This window comes from Aeromonas sp. 600479 (assembly GCF_049175515.1).
Lineage (GTDB): Bacteria > Pseudomonadota > Gammaproteobacteria > Enterobacterales > Aeromonadaceae > Aeromonas > Aeromonas veronii_A.
The window spans coordinates 1-15,163 of record NZ_JAAKVF010000022.1 but is presented as its reverse complement, the minus strand read 5'-3'; the positions used below and the strand labels follow the sequence as shown (position 1 = coordinate 15,163).

Sequence of the window (15,163 nt, the reverse complement as noted above, 5' to 3'; positions counted from 1 at the left end):
TCGCTGCAGCAATAAAGAGAAGGCCCCGCATCTGCGGGGCCTTGTTGTTTCAACTCTCGACCATCAGGCGCTGAGGCGGAAGCGCTTGACCAGGCTCTCCTGCTGCTCGGCGAGGGAGTCCAGCTGCTGGCTGGTCTCGGCTACCCGCTCAATCCCCTGATAGTTGAGATCCGAGATATCGGAGATGCGGTTGAGATTGGTGGCGATGTCGGCGCTGGTGGCCTGCTGCTGCTCGGCAGCAGAGGCGATCTGGCTCGACATGTCGCTGATCAGCACCACAATCCCCTGCACCTCCTCCATGGCGTTGTTGGCGTGAGAGCTCTGCTCGACGCAGCTGTCCATCTCGCGAGAACACTCCTGCATTACTGTCACCGCCTTGGCTACCCCCTGCTGCAGGTTCTCGATCATGGTCTGGATTTCGCTGGTGGACTGGGCGGTGCGGCCCGCCAGACTGCGCACCTCATCCGCCACCACCGCAAATCCGCGCCCCTGCTCGCCGGCCCGCGCCGCTTCGATGGCGGCGTTGAGGGCCAGCAGATTGGTCTGCTCGGCGATGCCGCGAATGACATCGAGGATATTGCCGATCTGGCTGCTCATGGCGCTCACATCACCAATCACCTTGCCGGTCTGTTGCAGTTTGCCCGCCAGTTGATGAGTGGTGGTGATATTGCCTGCCATCACCTTGCGTCCCATCTCGGAGGCCTTCTCCACATCCTGCACCCGCTCCAGTGTCTGGTTGGCAGCCTGCGCCACCTCCCGCACCGAGGCCTCCATCTGGGTCATTGCGGCGGCGACCGAGGCGGTCTCCTGCCGCTGTTTCTCCAGATCCGCCCGCACCGATTCGGTGGTGCGACGGTTGCCGTGGGCGGCATCGTTAAGCTGGGCCGATGCTTGTGAAAGCTGCGCCAGTACCTCCCCCATCTGGGCGATCAGCAGGTTGATCTGGCTGCCCAGCTGACCAAATTCATTCTTGCTCTGAAAACCGATGCGCTGAGTCATGTCACCCTGGGTTACTTCGGTCAGCACCAGCAGCAACTCCCTGAGCGGACGGCGAATGGCCTTGCCCAGGGTATAAGCCACCAGCATGGCAATCAGGATGGCGACTACGATGCTGGCTCCCTGAGTCAGGGTGCTCTGGCTCTGTGCGGCTTTGGCATGCTGAATGCTCTGGTTCATCAGTTGCTGGCTCTGAGAGGTGACCCGCTCAAGCCGATCCTGAATTGCCACGATGAGCGCACTCGCCTGCTTGCTCTTCTCCCGCATCTGCTCCTGCTGTTGCATCAGCGTCAGATACTGGGCGAGTACACCTTCATTACCGGTCGTATCGCGCACGAAACCGTGGACGTAGTGACCCATGTTGTTGTCGAAATCCTTGAGCTCACCCTGCAGATCCTTGATGGTGCTGTTGAACCCCTCCATCTGCATCCTGTTGCGCTTGAGCGCGGCTTCAATGGGGGCCGGAATGCTCTGATTGAGGGCATCCATGGTAGAGAGTTCGATAGCGGAGAGCTTGGTGGTCAGGGTCTCGGAGAGCATCTTGATGAAGCTGTCGTCGATGGTGATCATCATGTCCCCCAGACTCTTCTTGAACTGGGGCAAGCTGACCTGAAACTGCCCCTTGGCCAGATTGACCTTGTGCAATCGGGTGAGCAGCGCCTCGTGTTCGCCCGGCAGGGTATCGGTCAGTTGCAGGTAGCTGTCGACCTGCTGGCTCAGAGTGCCCATCTCCCCTTGCAGTTCGGGGTGGTGGGCGACCTGCTGGCGCAAGGCATCGAGGCTCTTGCCCACCGCGGCCTTGGCCTGTTTCAGTTCGGCCACTTCGGCAGGCAGCTGTTTGGGGTCCTGCTCGGTGAGCACATCCCCCAGCCACTTGTTGGCACTGAGCAGGGTGATCTGGGTCTGGCTGCTGGCAATCACCAGCGGCATAGACTGCCGGGTCACCTGTTCCAGCGCTCCCCCCAGAGTATTCTGACTACGAAATGTGAGTAGTGAACTGGCCACCATCACGGCCACCAGGATCGCGAAGCCAAGGTAGACTCGCTGCAAGATGGAGAGATCCGACATTGTTTGTTTCATTATTGTCCCGCTGTATATGCAAAAGTCCCTTGCCTGAGTACCCCGTCCTTTTGATACCCTGCAGACCCCTGAACAGGCGCTGCAGATGACGTCCCTCTGGCTATCGGTATTCTTAACAATAACTGAAGGGAATGGGACATCAGCTGTGTCAAATCTCGGCTTGTGTCACACTTGACGCGCTGCTCGCCTTCTTTCGGGAGCCGCTTGGGATGCAAGTTCAATTTTCTTTTTCATATAAGGGAGTTAGCCATGGCGCAAGAAACCATTTTCAGCAAAATCATCCGTAAAGAGATCCCTGCCGACATCCTTTATCAAGACGATCTGGTCACCGCATTCCGGGATATCCAGCCCAAGGCCAAGACCCATATTCTGATCATCCCCAATACCCTGATCCCCACCGTCAACGACGTGGAAGCCGAGCATGAGCTGGCTCTTGGCCGGATGTTCACCGTGGCCCGCAAGCTGGCCAGCGAGGCGGGTATCGCCGAAGATGGCTACCGCCTCATCATGAACTGCAACCGCCATGGCGGGCAGGAGGTCTACCACATTCACATGCATCTGGTCGGTGGCCAGCCGCTGGGACCGCTGCTCAGCCTGTAATGAATCGCAACGCCTCAACCTGCCGCAGCGCCCTGTTGCTCTGCGGCGCCCTGCTGTTGCTGGGAGGCTGCGCCTCCCGCTGGCAGGATATGTTCGTCTCCTACTCCGATCAGATGGTGCCCCTGCGCAACCAGCTGCTGCTGGGCCATGCCGCCGAGGCGTTGCCCGAGGTGCGCGACTCCACCCTGGGGGATGACACCTTTGTGCTGGATCGGCTCGAACAGGGGCGCATTGCCTGGCTGGCGGGTCATGATGCGGGTAGCAAGCAGGCGTTCACCGCCGCCGACAGCAGCCTTCAGTGGGAAGACAATCAGGCCGAATACCGGCTGAGCCACGGTCTGGATCAGGTGGGCAGTCTGCTCACCAACGATCAGTCGATTGCCTATCTCACCCCCGATTACGAACGCACCATGCTGCATCACTATCTGGCCCTCAACTACCTGCAACGGGGTGATGCCGATGGCGCCCTGGTAGAGGTGCGCCGGGCCAATCAGGTGCAGGAGCAGGCCCTGAAACGGCGAGCCGATGAGGTACGCAAGGCAAAGGATGAGAGCGAAGAGGCCGAAGCAGAAGGCGAGATGCGCCAGCTGATGTCGCGCGGCGCACCGGATCTCGACCGGTTGATCGGCAAGGTCAAGAACGGTTTTCAGAACGCCTACACCTTCTACTTTTCTGCCGTGCTCTATGAGGCGGCCGGGGATCTCAACGACGCCTGGGTCGACTATCAACGCGGCTACCAGATAGCGCCGGACAACCGCAGCCTGCAAGATGCCTTGCTGCGTCTGGCGCGGCTGCGTGGCTCACCGGACGAGATCCGCGAGACAGAGAAAAAGATAGGCCGCAAAGCGCCATTGCCAGCTAAAAATCAGGGCCAATTGGTAGTGCTGTTTGAAGATGGTTTGATCCCGGCACGGCGCGAACTGTTCCTGCCTCTGCCCATCTCCACCTCCCGCGGCGATTTTCGCACCTTTACCGTCGCCATCCCCTATTACGATAATCGGGCCAGCGACACCGGCCCGCTGACAGTGGAAGTCGGCAAGCGGGTCGAGCAGACCAGCGAGCTGGTCAGGCTGGAAGCGCTGGCCGCCAAAGATCTGCAAGAGCGGCTGCCCGGTATGCTGACCCGCCAGGCGCTGCGACTGGTGGCCAAGGAGCAGATGCGCCGCACCGCCGCCAAAGAGGGGGGCGATGTGGGCAATATTCTGGTGGGGATCTTCAATACCCTCTCGGAGCGAGCCGATACCCGCAGCTGGCTGACGCTGCCAGCTCAGGCATCGAGCTGGCAGGGGATGGTGCCGGCAGGTGACATCAACCTCACCCTGAGCGCGGGGGCTGCGCAGCGGCAATTGCCGCTCACCATCCACAAGGGACGCATCACCCTGGTCTGGGTACAGCGCCTCGGAGCTGGTCTGACCACCCGGGTGATGCCCCTTTGAACACACGGCCAACGCAGATGAACGAGACGATTAACGGGCAGGCTCACGCGCTGCCCCACTCACCCCGATTAAGGAGAGCAAGATGAAAGCATACGGGTTGGCCCTCGGGCTCGCGCTACTGCTCAGCGGCTGCGCCACCAATACCTCCGGCATTGCGCTCTATGGCCCGGCGGGCGGTGCCCCCACGCTGGAGCAGCATCAAAACGTCAACGTCACCCTGACCGAGCTGAGCCGCCGCCAGCAAAACGGCCTGCTGCAGGTCAATGTGGCTGCCGCCAGCACCCAGCGCGGCGATAACAAGCTGCAATATATGTTCTATTGGTATGATGAGGCCGGTCAGGAGGTCGCCAGCGATGGCCGCGGCTGGACCCCCATCAAGCTGCATGGCTATCAGACCCGCACCCTCTCGGCCCTGGCGCCCAGCCCGGCGGCGCAGGGCTACCGGATTTACGTACGCGAAGTGATTGAGGAATCCTACTGATGAAAATGAATCATGCCCTGCTGATATTGACCTCTGCATTGCTCTTGGGCGGCTGCTCCAGCACCACCGTCAGCTATGGCGATCCCACTGAAACCGAAACCGTCACCGTCGATTACGGCTCAAGCGATCTGCAGGCCATCGCCGACAAGATGGCGGACTCCATGCTCGCCTCCCCCGCCACCAGCGAGATCACCGCAGGCGGTCGTCCGGTGATGTTTATGGACTCTATCCGCAACAAGACCTCCGAGCACATCGATACCGAAGCCATCACCGACACCATCCGCACCAAGTTGCTGCGGGCCGGCAAGTTCCGCTTTGTCGACATGAGCAAGGTGGCCGCCGTCAAGCAGCAGCTCGAATACCAGCAGGGCAGCGGCATGGTGGATCCTGCCTCCATGGTGCGTCTGGGCAAGCAGACTGGTGCCCGCTACATGGTCTATGGCAACCTCAGCAGCATCGTCAAGGACAATGGCAAGGTGAAGGATGTCTACTACCAGATGACCATGAACCTGATGGATCTGCAAAACGGCGAACTGCTGTGGGCTGACCAGAAAGAGATCCGCAAACAGGCGAAGAAATCCACCTTTGGCTGGTAACAGGCTCCTGGTGACAGGCAACCGTGATCCGCTACTGGCCAGCCTGCCCGCCCCTTGGCGGGAGGGGCAGCTGGAACCACTCGGGTTAGGCCTGACCAACTGCAACTATCGACTGCGCCTCCCCTCGGGGCGCAGTTACTTTTTGCGTCAGGGCCACTCCGACCCAGTGCGCCTTGGCATCGACCGTCCTACCGAGTGGCAGCTTTATCAGGGGGCGATGGCCGAAGGGTTGGCGCTGCACTGCCACTATGGCGATCCCGCCAGCGGTCTGATGCTGCTCGAATGGTGCGATGAGCCAAACTGGGTGGTCGCGGCGCCACCGGCAGCCGATCAGCCCCGTCTGCTGGCTGAGGTGCTGCGCAAGCTCCATCGCCTGCCGCTGCCTGCGGTGGTGATGGCGGTGCGAGCCCACGCCGCGGGCTATCGCGCCCGACTGGCCCACATTCCCTCCTGGCTGCCCGCCCTGGAGCGGAGCTTGCTCACCAGCAGTGAGCCAAATGATTGCTGGCGCCCTTGCCACCATGATCTCAATCCGGCTAACTTGTTGGGAAGCAAACCCTGGGTCATCGACTGGGAGTATGGCGCAGCAGGTCACCCCGGCTTTGAGCTCGCCAGCATCCAGCGCACCCATGAGTGGCCCGCCGAGCGGCGCGACGAGCTGGAAGCGCACTATCTGCAGGCCCTGCCGCGCCACCAGTGGCCCGACTTTCAGAGCGAGGCATTTTTACCTTGGGTCGACTATATCGGCCTGCTCTGGGCCCTGCTGATGGCAGAGCAACAACCCTCACTCGACTATGACACCCTGATCGCCATCAACCGGCAACGACTGGAGTAACAGATGATAAACAAGGTGCGCTGGCACAAGCCGAAAACCTGGGGTCTGCTGCTGATCGGCCTGCTGCTGACCGGCTGCTCCACCCGGGTGATCTACTATTGGCTCGATACCGCCATCATCTGGCAACTGGATGACTACTTCGCCCTCTCCTACTCCCAAAAGGATCTGCTCAGCCGCGAAGTGAAGGGGCTGATGGCCTGGCACCGCCAGCACGAGCTGCCTCGCTACGCCAAGGATCTCGACGTACTGGCCAAGGCGGTGGCCAGCCCCATGACGCCGGAGCAGATCTCGACCAATCTCGATGCGGTGCAGCAGAGCCTGACCCGCACGCTGGAAAACACTATCCCCCGCGCGGTCAGGCTGGCGCGCACCCTGACCGACGATCAGGTGGCCCGCTTTATGACCGATCGGGTCAAGCGGCAACAGGAGCGGCAAAAGGACTTTGCCACTGAGCCCAAAGAGCAGATGCTGGCAGAGTTTCGCGACAAGATGAACAAGCGGCTCGAGTTCTGGATTGGCGAGGTGAAACCGGCACAGGCGCCACTGGTGGCCCAGTGGGCCGAATGGCAATACGAGCTGATGCCCCCCTGGCTCGAGTTTCAGGAGTCCTGGACCCTGGAGCTGGACAGGCTGATGAAGCAGCGCCAGAGTCCCGACTTTACCCGCGAGCTGACTGACCTGCTGGCCGAGGGGGATGGGCTGATGGATGGCCGCTTTACCGGCTATACCGAGCAGTCACGCCAGCGTACCGTCAACTGGCTGAGCGCCATGAGCCAGTCGCTAGATATCTCCCAGCGCGCCCATCTCTACTCCCTGCTCAAGGGTTATGCCCGCGACTTCAAGCAGATGAGCGGCAGCTGACGAGCGGCATCGAATGGTGCCATGCGCTCGGGGCCGCCTTGTTCAAACCAGGCGCGTGTGGTAGTTTGCCCTTTCTATTTATCGGGAATTAACTTTTGCGCCTTATCGACAAAGCCAAACTGGTGCTGGTAACCCTGGTTATCGCCCTCACCCTGCTTTGTTCCATCACTCGAATGGAAGGCCCCCTGCTGTCCGCATCTCCCCAGAGTGAACAGCAGCAGAGTCAGGCGCTCAATCAGCTTAGCGACAGCGATGATGGCATCATCAAATTTGTCGGCAGCCATCAGAATCACCTGCTGCGTCTCGAACAATCCCTGCGCAGTGACAACCAGCCCAACAGCGTGGTCTACGAGCTGATCCAGAGCTGGTCTGCCCAAGCCATCCTGCTGTTGCTGCTCGGCTGGCTGATGCTGGCACCCGAGCTCTATCACAAACAGAGTTTTCGCGATCGCTTCGGTGCGATCCATCGGCGCCATCTACAGCGCCAACATCTGCAATATCGCTTCACCCAGAGCTATCTGAGCGCCTGACCCCGGAGGGGCTGGCACATCCACTGTTTGCTCATCTCCTCTTCCTGACGGATCCGGCGGCAGCCTGATCCGCATCTGATGCATCCCATTTTTTTGCGCCTTGCCGAGCCTTGTTGCTATCGGCTCGGGCACCATTCTCCTGACAGAGGCTTGTTTGCCATGAGAAAGAGCAATCGCACCGTTCTCAACCGCATGAGCAAGTGGCAGTACGCACTGCTGCTGTTGATGCTGTTGACCTTTACCTTTTACTCCCTGCCCACCTTTTTTGGTGAGCAGCCCTCCCTCGGCCTGCACGGACAGCAGCGCCTGACCGCTCAGCAGCAGATGTTGCTGAGCGACAAACACCTGACCCCGATCAAGGTCATTGAGCAACCCGAGCGGGTCGAGCTGGTCTTTGCCAGTCAGGGCGATCAGCAGCGCGCCAAGCAGTTGCTGGAGCTGCAAGGGGTCGACAGTGCCGCCCTGACCCTGGAGTTTCACTCCAACGCGCCGGCCTGGATCACCCGCCTCGGCGCCGACCCCATCAAGCTGGGGCTCGACCTGCGTGGCGGCTCCCAGCTGCTGATCGGGGTGGACGTGGACTTTGTCATCGACACTCAGACCAAGAATCTGGTGGATACCCTGCGCACCCGCTTCCGTGAAGCCAATCTGCGCGGCGCTAGCGTCACGCGCAGCGCACAGGGCGCCGTAGCCGTCACCCTGCCGGAGGTCGCCGAACAGGAGAGCTGGCTCGCCATCATCAAGGAGAGTGCCGGTACCCGTCAGGATCAGTGGAAGCTGACCCGCTCCGGTAATGATCTGAAACTGGTGCTGAGCGAGGCGGAGCGTACCCTGCTGGTCAACAACGCCGTGACCCAGAACCTGTCGATCCTGAAAAAACGGATCAACGAGCTCGGCATTGTCGAGGCCTCGGTGGTGCGTCAAGGTCAGGATGGCATCCGTATCGAACTGCCCGGGGTACATAACCCCAAGCAGGCGAAAGAGGTGATCGGCGCGACCGCCTCGCTGGCCTTCTACGAGGCCAAAGCCGACAGCCACTTCTATATCGCCGATCGCAACGGCCAGGCCGTCGGCATGGCGCGCAAGCCGGTACTCACCGGCGAGCACATCGTCGATGCCCGCGCCAACATGGGCGAGATGGGTCAACCCCAGGTCAATATCGTGCTTGACACCCTGGGTGGCAGCAAGATGAACCAGTTCAGCCGCCAGCATGTGGGCAAGCCGATGGCGACCGTCTTCACCGAGTACAAGACCAACGCCCAGGGCAAACTGCGCGCCCAGAGCGAGGTGATCAACGTTGCCACCATCCAGACCGCCCTTGGCAACCAGTTCCGCATCACCGGCATTGGCAGTCTGCCGGAAGCGCAAGAGCTGGCCATGCTGCTGCGTGCCGGCGCCCTCACCGCCCCTCTCAAGATCCTGGAAGAACGCAGTATTGGCCCGACGCTGGGGATGCAGAATATAGAGGCAGGCTTCACCGCGCTGGCCTTCGGCATGGCGGGCATGATGCTGTTCATGATGGCCTGGTACCGCAAATTCGGCTGGGTTGCCATCACGGCGCTGGTCGCCAACCTGTTGATGCAGGTCGGCATGCTGGCAGTGCTGCCGGGTGCCGTGCTGACCCTGCCGGGGATCGCCGGTCTGGTGCTGACGGTGGGCATGGCGGTGGATACCCATGTGCTGATCTTCGAGCGGATCAGGGACCGTCTGCGGGAAGGAGGTTCACTGGCCAACGCCATCGATTTTGGCTATCGCTCGGCCTTCCACACCATTTTCGATGCCAACATCACCACCCTCATCTGCGCTGTGGTGCTCTACTCCATCGGCTCCGGGCCGCTGCAGGGCTTCTCCATCACCCTCATTCTGGGTCTGCTCTCCAGCATGATCACCGGGATCTGGGGGACGCGCGCCATCATCAATCCCCTGTGGGGACGCAGCAGCGAGCGCACGCTGAAGGTGTAACGGGACAGTTGTCCCTCTGATGAGCGGCTTTGGCTGCGCCATCGGCCATGGATATGGCCGGAGCGGCCAAAGCAGAACACTATTTTCCCGGCGTGTCGCGACACGTCGTGATGGGCCAACAGCCTGATGCTGGCTGGCCAAGGAGAGAATTATGTTGAGAATGATCGTTGCCATGGGGCTGACCCGTTGGCGTTATATTGGCCTGTGGGCTTCCATCCTGCTGACCGTGGCCAGCGTGGCCATCTTGCTGGTGAACGGCCTGACACTGGGGCTCGATTTTACCGGCGGGATCCTGCTGGAGTTTCATATCCAGACCCTGAAAGAGGCCCATGAGCTCAATACCATGCTGGTCTCCCCGCTGGCGGGAGCCGTTGAGCTGAGCTCGGCCGGTATTCCCGGCGAGTGGCTGATCAAGCTGCCCCCCCACGAATTGCCCTGGCCCGCGGCGGATCTCGCAACCATGCTGACCCAACAGCTGGGGATGCCGGTCGAGTTGCTGCGCACCACCATCGTCGGCCCTCAGGTGGGTGCCGAACTGTTCCAGCAGGGTATGCTGGCGGTGCTGGTCGCTTCGCTAGCGATGTCGGCCTATCTGGCGTTTCGCTTCGAGTGGCGTCAGGCCATCGGCATCCTGCTCTCGGTGGTCCATGACGCCATCGTGGCGCTGGGGCTGCTGTCACTCTTTCAGATCGAATTCGATCTGAACATCATCGCCGGCTTGATGGCGGTGATCGGCTACTCCCTCAACGACAGCATCGTCATCTCGGACAGGTTGCGGGATCTGCTGAGCTCACGTACCCAGATGGGCATCCACGAGTGCTCCGATGTGGCCATCAAGGCGACCTTCAGTCGCACCATGATCACTTCGGGCACCACCCTGTTTACCGTGGGCGCATTGTTGCTGTTTGGCGGTGACGCCCTCTACGGCTTCTCCTTCACCCTGTTTGCCGGGATCCTGGTGGGCACCGTCTCCTCCATTACCGTCGCCTCGACCGTGCAGGAGCTGCTTGGGCTCACCCCTCAGGCCTACCAGAAGAAGAGCGAGGAGCCACTGGCCAACGCGGCCTGAACCTTGTTAATCAGGCCCGGCTTACCGGGTCTCAACGAACCGGGCCCCTGCCAACCATTGGCAGGGGCTTTTTCCATCCCTCCTCTCTCGCCGCCCATTTTGTCGTTCGGCTCGCCTCAATTGACAACTGACCATATTGAAAGCAATGACGGATCAACCCGTCATTTTTAATAACAAAAAGGTCATTTTATTACGTCAGAAACCATAAAGTGTGACTGAAAGCACTTTCTTGAGGGCTCAAAGGAGGCAACATTGTAGTGATTTATCTACAAAGGGATATGAGATGTTGTTACAACCTGCCAATACAGCAAAATCCAGACAGTTGCTGAACGAGACCATGGCTTTGGTACTCGCAGGAGGGCGGGGTAGTCGCCTCAAACAGTTAACCGACAACCGTGCAAAACCTGCCGTTCATTTCGGCGGCAAATTCCGCATCATCGATTTCGTGCTCTCCAACTGCATCAACTCCGGCATTCGTCGGGTCGGTGTCGTGACCCAGTACAAATCCCACAGCCTGTTGCGCCATCTCCAATCGGGCTGGTCTTTCCTGCGCTACCAGATGAACGAGTTTATCGATCTGCTCCCTGCCCAGCAGCGGGTGGATGAGGTGAACTGGTATCGGGGTACCGCCGATGCGGTCTACCAGAATCTGGATATCATCCGCGATCACGCCCCCAAATATGTGGTGGTGCTGGCAGGCGATCACATCTACAAGATGGATTACGCCGCCATGCTGCTCGACCACGTCAATATGGGTGCCAAGGTGACCGTTGCCTGCATCGAGGTGCCACGCAGTGAAGCAAGCGCCTTCGGGGTAATGGCGGTGGATGATGATCGCAAGATCAATGCCTTCGTCGAAAAGCCTGCTAACCCGCCCGCCATGCCGGGCAAGGCCGACACCGCGCTGGCCTCCATGGGCGTCTATATCTTCGATGCCGAGTATCTCTATCAGTTGCTGGAAGAGGACATTGCCAACGAGCAGTCCCATCACGATTTCGGCATGGACGTGATCCCCCGCGTGGTGAAAGAGGGCACCGCATTCGCTCACCCGTTTAGCATGTCCTGTGTCGGCTGCTGTCCGGATCGCCGCCCCTACTGGCGCGATGTGGGCACTGTGGACTCCTTCTGGGAGGCCAACATGGATCTCGCTTCCGTCACGCCTGAGCTGGATATCTACGATCAGGACTGGCCCATCTGGACCAGTCAGAACATGACTCCTCCCGCCAAGTTCGTGCAAGACCGAAACGGCCAGCACGGCATGACCATCAACTCCATGTTTGCTGGGGGCACCATCGTCAGTGGCTCTTTCATCCTGAGTTCGGTGCTCTTTACCAATGTGCGGGTCGACTCCTTCTGCACTCTGGATCAAGCGGTAATCTTCCCGGGTGTGGAGATTGGTGCCGGTTGCCGACTGCGCCGGGTGGTGATCGACAAGGGGTGCAAACTGCCGGAAGGCACGGTGATCGGTGAAAACGCCGATGAAGATGCACGTCGCTTCCACCGCTCCGAGCAGGGCATAGTGCTGGTCACCCAGGGGATGCTCACTCGCCTGAACAAAGAGCTGCAGGGAAAACAAAAGCGCTGATCCGCAGCCAGACGGGATCCCCCTTCCTACCGCAAAGGGAGCCATTATGGCTCCCTCTTTCTATGGCTGACCAGATAGCCACCTCACACCATCATTGCCATCGCGTTGCAGTCTCCCAGAGATACCATTTAGTGTGGGTAAACAGCTGTGCAACGCAGCCTTCACGCCTCAAGCCGTAAACATTAAATTACAAAACAACCATTAACCCTCCGAAAATCTCTCTGTATTATTCCTGTTCGCGCTATATAGCAGCTCCTTTATCTGACTTTTTAGCGGTAAATCCGCTAGTTTCACTTGATTGTTTGTTTTTCCTTGGTAAGGTGAGGGCGGTTGCGTAACAGAGCAGGTACCAGTGTAAACATATGGGTACAATCGCTTTTGGCTTAATACAGTAGAGAGAATGAAATCATGCAAAGAGACCCCCTGAACAACATCCATATCCAGTCCGAACAAGTGATGATCACGCCTGCCCAGCTGAAGGAGAAGTTACCCATCTCCGACAAGGCGCTGGCATTCGTGCAAGGGGCCCGCAATACCATCGCCGACATCATCCACCGTCGCGATCACCGCTTGCTGGTGATCTGTGGTCCCTGCTCCATCCACGACATGGACGCCGCCAAAGAGTACGCAACCAGACTCAAAGCGCTGCATGATGCCTATCAGGACTCTCTCTACATTGTCATGCGGGTCTACTTTGAGAAGCCGCGCACCACGGTCGGCTGGAAAGGCTTTATCAACGACCCCAATCTGGATGGCACCTTCGATGTGGAGCTGGGGCTGCACCGTGCCCGCGAGCTGCTCTGCTGGCTGGCGGAGCTGGAGTTGCCGCTGGCCACCGAAGCGCTCGACCCCATCAGCCCGCAATACCTGGCCGAGCTCTTCTCCTGGTCAGCCATCGGCGCCCGCACCACCGAATCCCAGACCCACAGAGAGATGGCGTCCGGCCTCTCCATGCCGGTCGGCTTCAAGAACGGCACCGACGGCAACCTAGGGACTGCCATCAATGCGTTGCAAGCGGCCTCCTCCCCTCACGCCTTTATGGGGATCAACCAACAGGGCCAGGTTGCGCTGCTGCAGACCCAGGGCAACCCGGATGGCCACGTGATCCTGCGCGGCGGCAAACATCCCAACTACGACTCGGTCAACGTGTCACTGGCGGAAGAGGCGCTGGAGAAAGCGGGCCTGCTGCCGAGCCTTGTGGTGGATTGCAGCCACGGCAACTCCAGCAAGGATCACCGTTTGCAACCCAAGGTGGCCGACAACGTCATCCACCAGATCCAGGAGGGCAACCGCTCCATCATCGGGGTGATGCTCGAATCCAACCTGTTTGAGGGTAACCAGTCCAGCGAGCAGCCCAAGCAGCAGATGCGCTACGGGGTCTCCATCACAGATGCCTGCATCGACTGGGACACCACCGCCACCCTGTTGGCCCGCTGCCACAACCAGCTGGCTGACCCTCTCAAGGGCAGAACTGCGCGGTAAGCCGTGGTATCTTGTCGTAACCTATTGAACAATCGAGGTATCACCGCTGGTGGCATCAAGCCGCTCACGCCGTGATACCTTATTGCATCTTGATTTTCAGGGCGCCGCCACTCGCGGCGCCAGCAGGGACTGGATATGGCTGAAGAGTTGAATGTACTCAGGGACAAGATAGATGAGGTGGACAAGCAGCTGATCGCTCTGCTGGCCGCCCGTCTGGCCCTGGTGGGAGAAGTGGGTGAGGTAAAGAGCCGCCACGGCCTACCCATCTATGCACCGGATCGGGAAGCGAGCATGCTGGCCCGCCGTCGTGCCGAGGCCGAGCAGTTGGGGGTGCCCGGCGATCTCATCGAAGACGTGCTGCGCCGGGTGATGCGTGAATCGTATGCCAGCGAGAAAGATACCGGCTTCAAATGCATAAAGCCGGATCTTGGCAAGGTGGTCATCATCGGTGGTCAGGGCCAGCTTGGTCGGCTGTTCGGTCATATGTTCGGTCTCTCTGGCTATCGGGTCGAGACGCTGGAACAAGCCGACTGGCCCCGCGCTGACGAGATCCTCGCCGGAGCCGGTCTGGTGATGGTGGCGGTGCCCATCGATATCACCTGCCAGATCATCGATCGCCTCGGTAACCTGCCCCCCCACTGCCTGTTGGTGGATGTCACCAGCGTGAAGGCGGCGCCGCTCGAACATATGCTGGCGGTGCACCAAGGCCCGGTACTGGGACTGCACCCCATGTTCGGGCCAGATGTGGCGAGCCTCGCCAAGCAGGTGATCGTCTGCTGCCAAGGTCGTGACCCCGCCGCCAGCCAATGGCTGCTGGATCAGATGACCATCTGGGGCGCCCGCTTGCAACAGGTGGAAGCCAAGGCCCACGATGAGGCGATGACCCTCATTCAGGCGCTGCGCCACTTCGCCACCTTTGCCTATGGCTGGCACCTCTCACGGGAGCAAGCCAATCTGGATCGCCTGCTGAGTTTGAGCTCCCCCATCTACCGGCTGGAGCTCGCCATGGTGGGGCGACTGTTTGCCCAGGATCCCCACCTCTATGCCGACATCATTTTGTCGTCACCGCAGAATCTGGCGATGATCCGCCGCTACTACCAAAACTTCGGCGAAGCGCTGGGGCTCTTGGAGCGGGGGGACAGGGACGGTTTCATCGAGGCCTTCTCGCAAGTCTCCGGTTTCTTCGGCGAGCATGCCGACCAGTTCCTGCGTGAAAGCCGCATGCTGCTGGCACAGGCCAACGACCGCCGCCAACACGGCTGATCCTGCAAAAGCAGCTACCTCATATCGCCAGAATGGGAAGATGCCTGGGCATCTTCCCATTTTATTTGTTACATATTTAAACACTGACGTCAGTCACGCTCGGCCTTACGTCGAGCCCCACCGCTGACTGGCCTCAATGCCCTCATCTGGCGCTGCCTCACATCCAGCAAGTATGCCTCCTCAATATCCACGCAATCCGCGCAAATAGCACCGCCCCTTGCAAGGGCTGCCAGATTCTAACGGTCAAACCAAACGGCTGCGAGCAAGGCTGTACGACGCAAAGGAGAACAGTGCCTCCCATCAAAGAGATAAGCAGGAAGCAGGAAGCAGGAAGCAGGAAGCAGGAAGCAGGAAGCAGGAAGCAGGAAGCAGGAAGCAGGAAGCAGG

At 59.9% G+C, this 15,163-nt stretch carries 13 protein-coding genes; 12 read left to right on the top strand and 1 reads right to left on the bottom strand.

Annotated features, from left to right (window positions below; all coding sequences use genetic code 11):
* Positions 1–63 precede the first annotated feature (63 nt).
* Entirely contained in the window at positions 64–2,076 is a 2,013-nt protein-coding gene (locus G5149_RS18705; RefSeq protein ID WP_421213324.1) for a methyl-accepting chemotaxis protein, read from the bottom strand.
* 249 nt (positions 2,077–2,325) lie between these two features.
* Here G5149_RS18705 and hinT point away from each other — a divergent pair, with 249 nt between their 5' ends.
* The 12 genes from hinT to tyrA all read left to right on the top strand — a co-directional run bounded on the left by hinT (position 2,326) and on the right by tyrA (position 14,776).
* Positions 2,326–2,676, top strand: a complete 351-nt coding sequence (gene hinT, locus G5149_RS18700; RefSeq protein WP_005344639.1) for a purine nucleoside phosphoramidase — start codon at positions 2,326–2,328, stop codon at positions 2,674–2,676.
* Positions 2,676–4,112: a COG3014 family protein gene (locus tag G5149_RS18695; RefSeq protein ID WP_421213322.1), complete on the top strand. Its 1,437-nt coding sequence runs from the start codon at positions 2,676–2,678 to the stop codon at positions 4,110–4,112. Before hinT ends, G5149_RS18695 begins: the two co-directional genes overlap by 1 nt.
* 82 nt (positions 4,113–4,194) lie before the next feature.
* A complete protein-coding gene (locus G5149_RS18690) occupies positions 4,195–4,593 on the top strand; it encodes a YcfL family protein (RefSeq protein WP_101324321.1) in 399 nt (132 codons plus the stop codon).
* Positions 4,593–5,189: a penicillin-binding protein activator LpoB gene (lpoB, locus tag G5149_RS18685; protein WP_421213320.1), complete on the top strand. Its 597-nt coding sequence runs from the start codon at positions 4,593–4,595 to the stop codon at positions 5,187–5,189. The genes G5149_RS18690 and lpoB overlap by 1 nt, the downstream gene beginning before the upstream one ends.
* Before the next feature lie 10 nt (positions 5,190–5,199).
* Positions 5,200–6,024 (top strand): phosphotransferase, encoded by an 825-nt coding sequence (locus tag G5149_RS18680; protein ID WP_421213318.1) that lies wholly within the window; start codon positions 5,200–5,202, stop codon positions 6,022–6,024.
* 3 nt (positions 6,025–6,027) lie between these two features.
* Positions 6,028–6,885, top strand: coding sequence for a DUF6279 family lipoprotein (locus tag G5149_RS18675; protein WP_421213317.1), 858 nt, complete (start codon positions 6,028–6,030; stop codon positions 6,883–6,885).
* A gap of 95 nt (positions 6,886–6,980) precedes the next feature.
* Entirely contained in the window at positions 6,981–7,415 is a 435-nt protein-coding gene (locus G5149_RS18670; RefSeq protein ID WP_005344628.1) for a hypothetical protein, read from the top strand.
* Positions 7,416–7,574: 159 nt separating this feature from the next.
* On the top strand, positions 7,575–9,377 hold the full coding sequence (secD, locus tag G5149_RS18665) for a protein translocase subunit SecD (RefSeq protein WP_421213315.1): 1,803 nt from the start codon (positions 7,575–7,577) through the stop codon (positions 9,375–9,377).
* Positions 9,378–9,528: 151 nt separating this feature from the next.
* Positions 9,529–10,446, top strand: a complete 918-nt coding sequence (gene secF / locus G5149_RS18660; protein WP_181224344.1) for a protein translocase subunit SecF — start codon at positions 9,529–9,531, stop codon at positions 10,444–10,446.
* Positions 10,447–10,729: 283 nt separating this feature from the next.
* Entirely contained in the window at positions 10,730–12,031 is a 1,302-nt protein-coding gene (glgC, locus tag G5149_RS18655; RefSeq protein WP_279505259.1) for a glucose-1-phosphate adenylyltransferase, read from the top strand.
* 408 nt (positions 12,032–12,439) lie between these two features.
* The gene (locus G5149_RS18650) at positions 12,440–13,513 is read left to right on the top strand and encodes a 3-deoxy-7-phosphoheptulonate synthase (RefSeq protein ID WP_005344622.1); all 1,074 of its coding nucleotides are present in this window, start codon (positions 12,440–12,442) and stop codon (positions 13,511–13,513) included.
* Between the two features lie 135 nt (positions 13,514–13,648).
* Complete coding sequence (gene tyrA, locus G5149_RS18645) at positions 13,649–14,776, top strand: bifunctional chorismate mutase/prephenate dehydrogenase (protein WP_005344616.1); 1,128 nt, start codon at positions 13,649–13,651, stop codon at positions 14,774–14,776.
* Positions 14,777–15,163 lie beyond the last annotated feature (387 nt).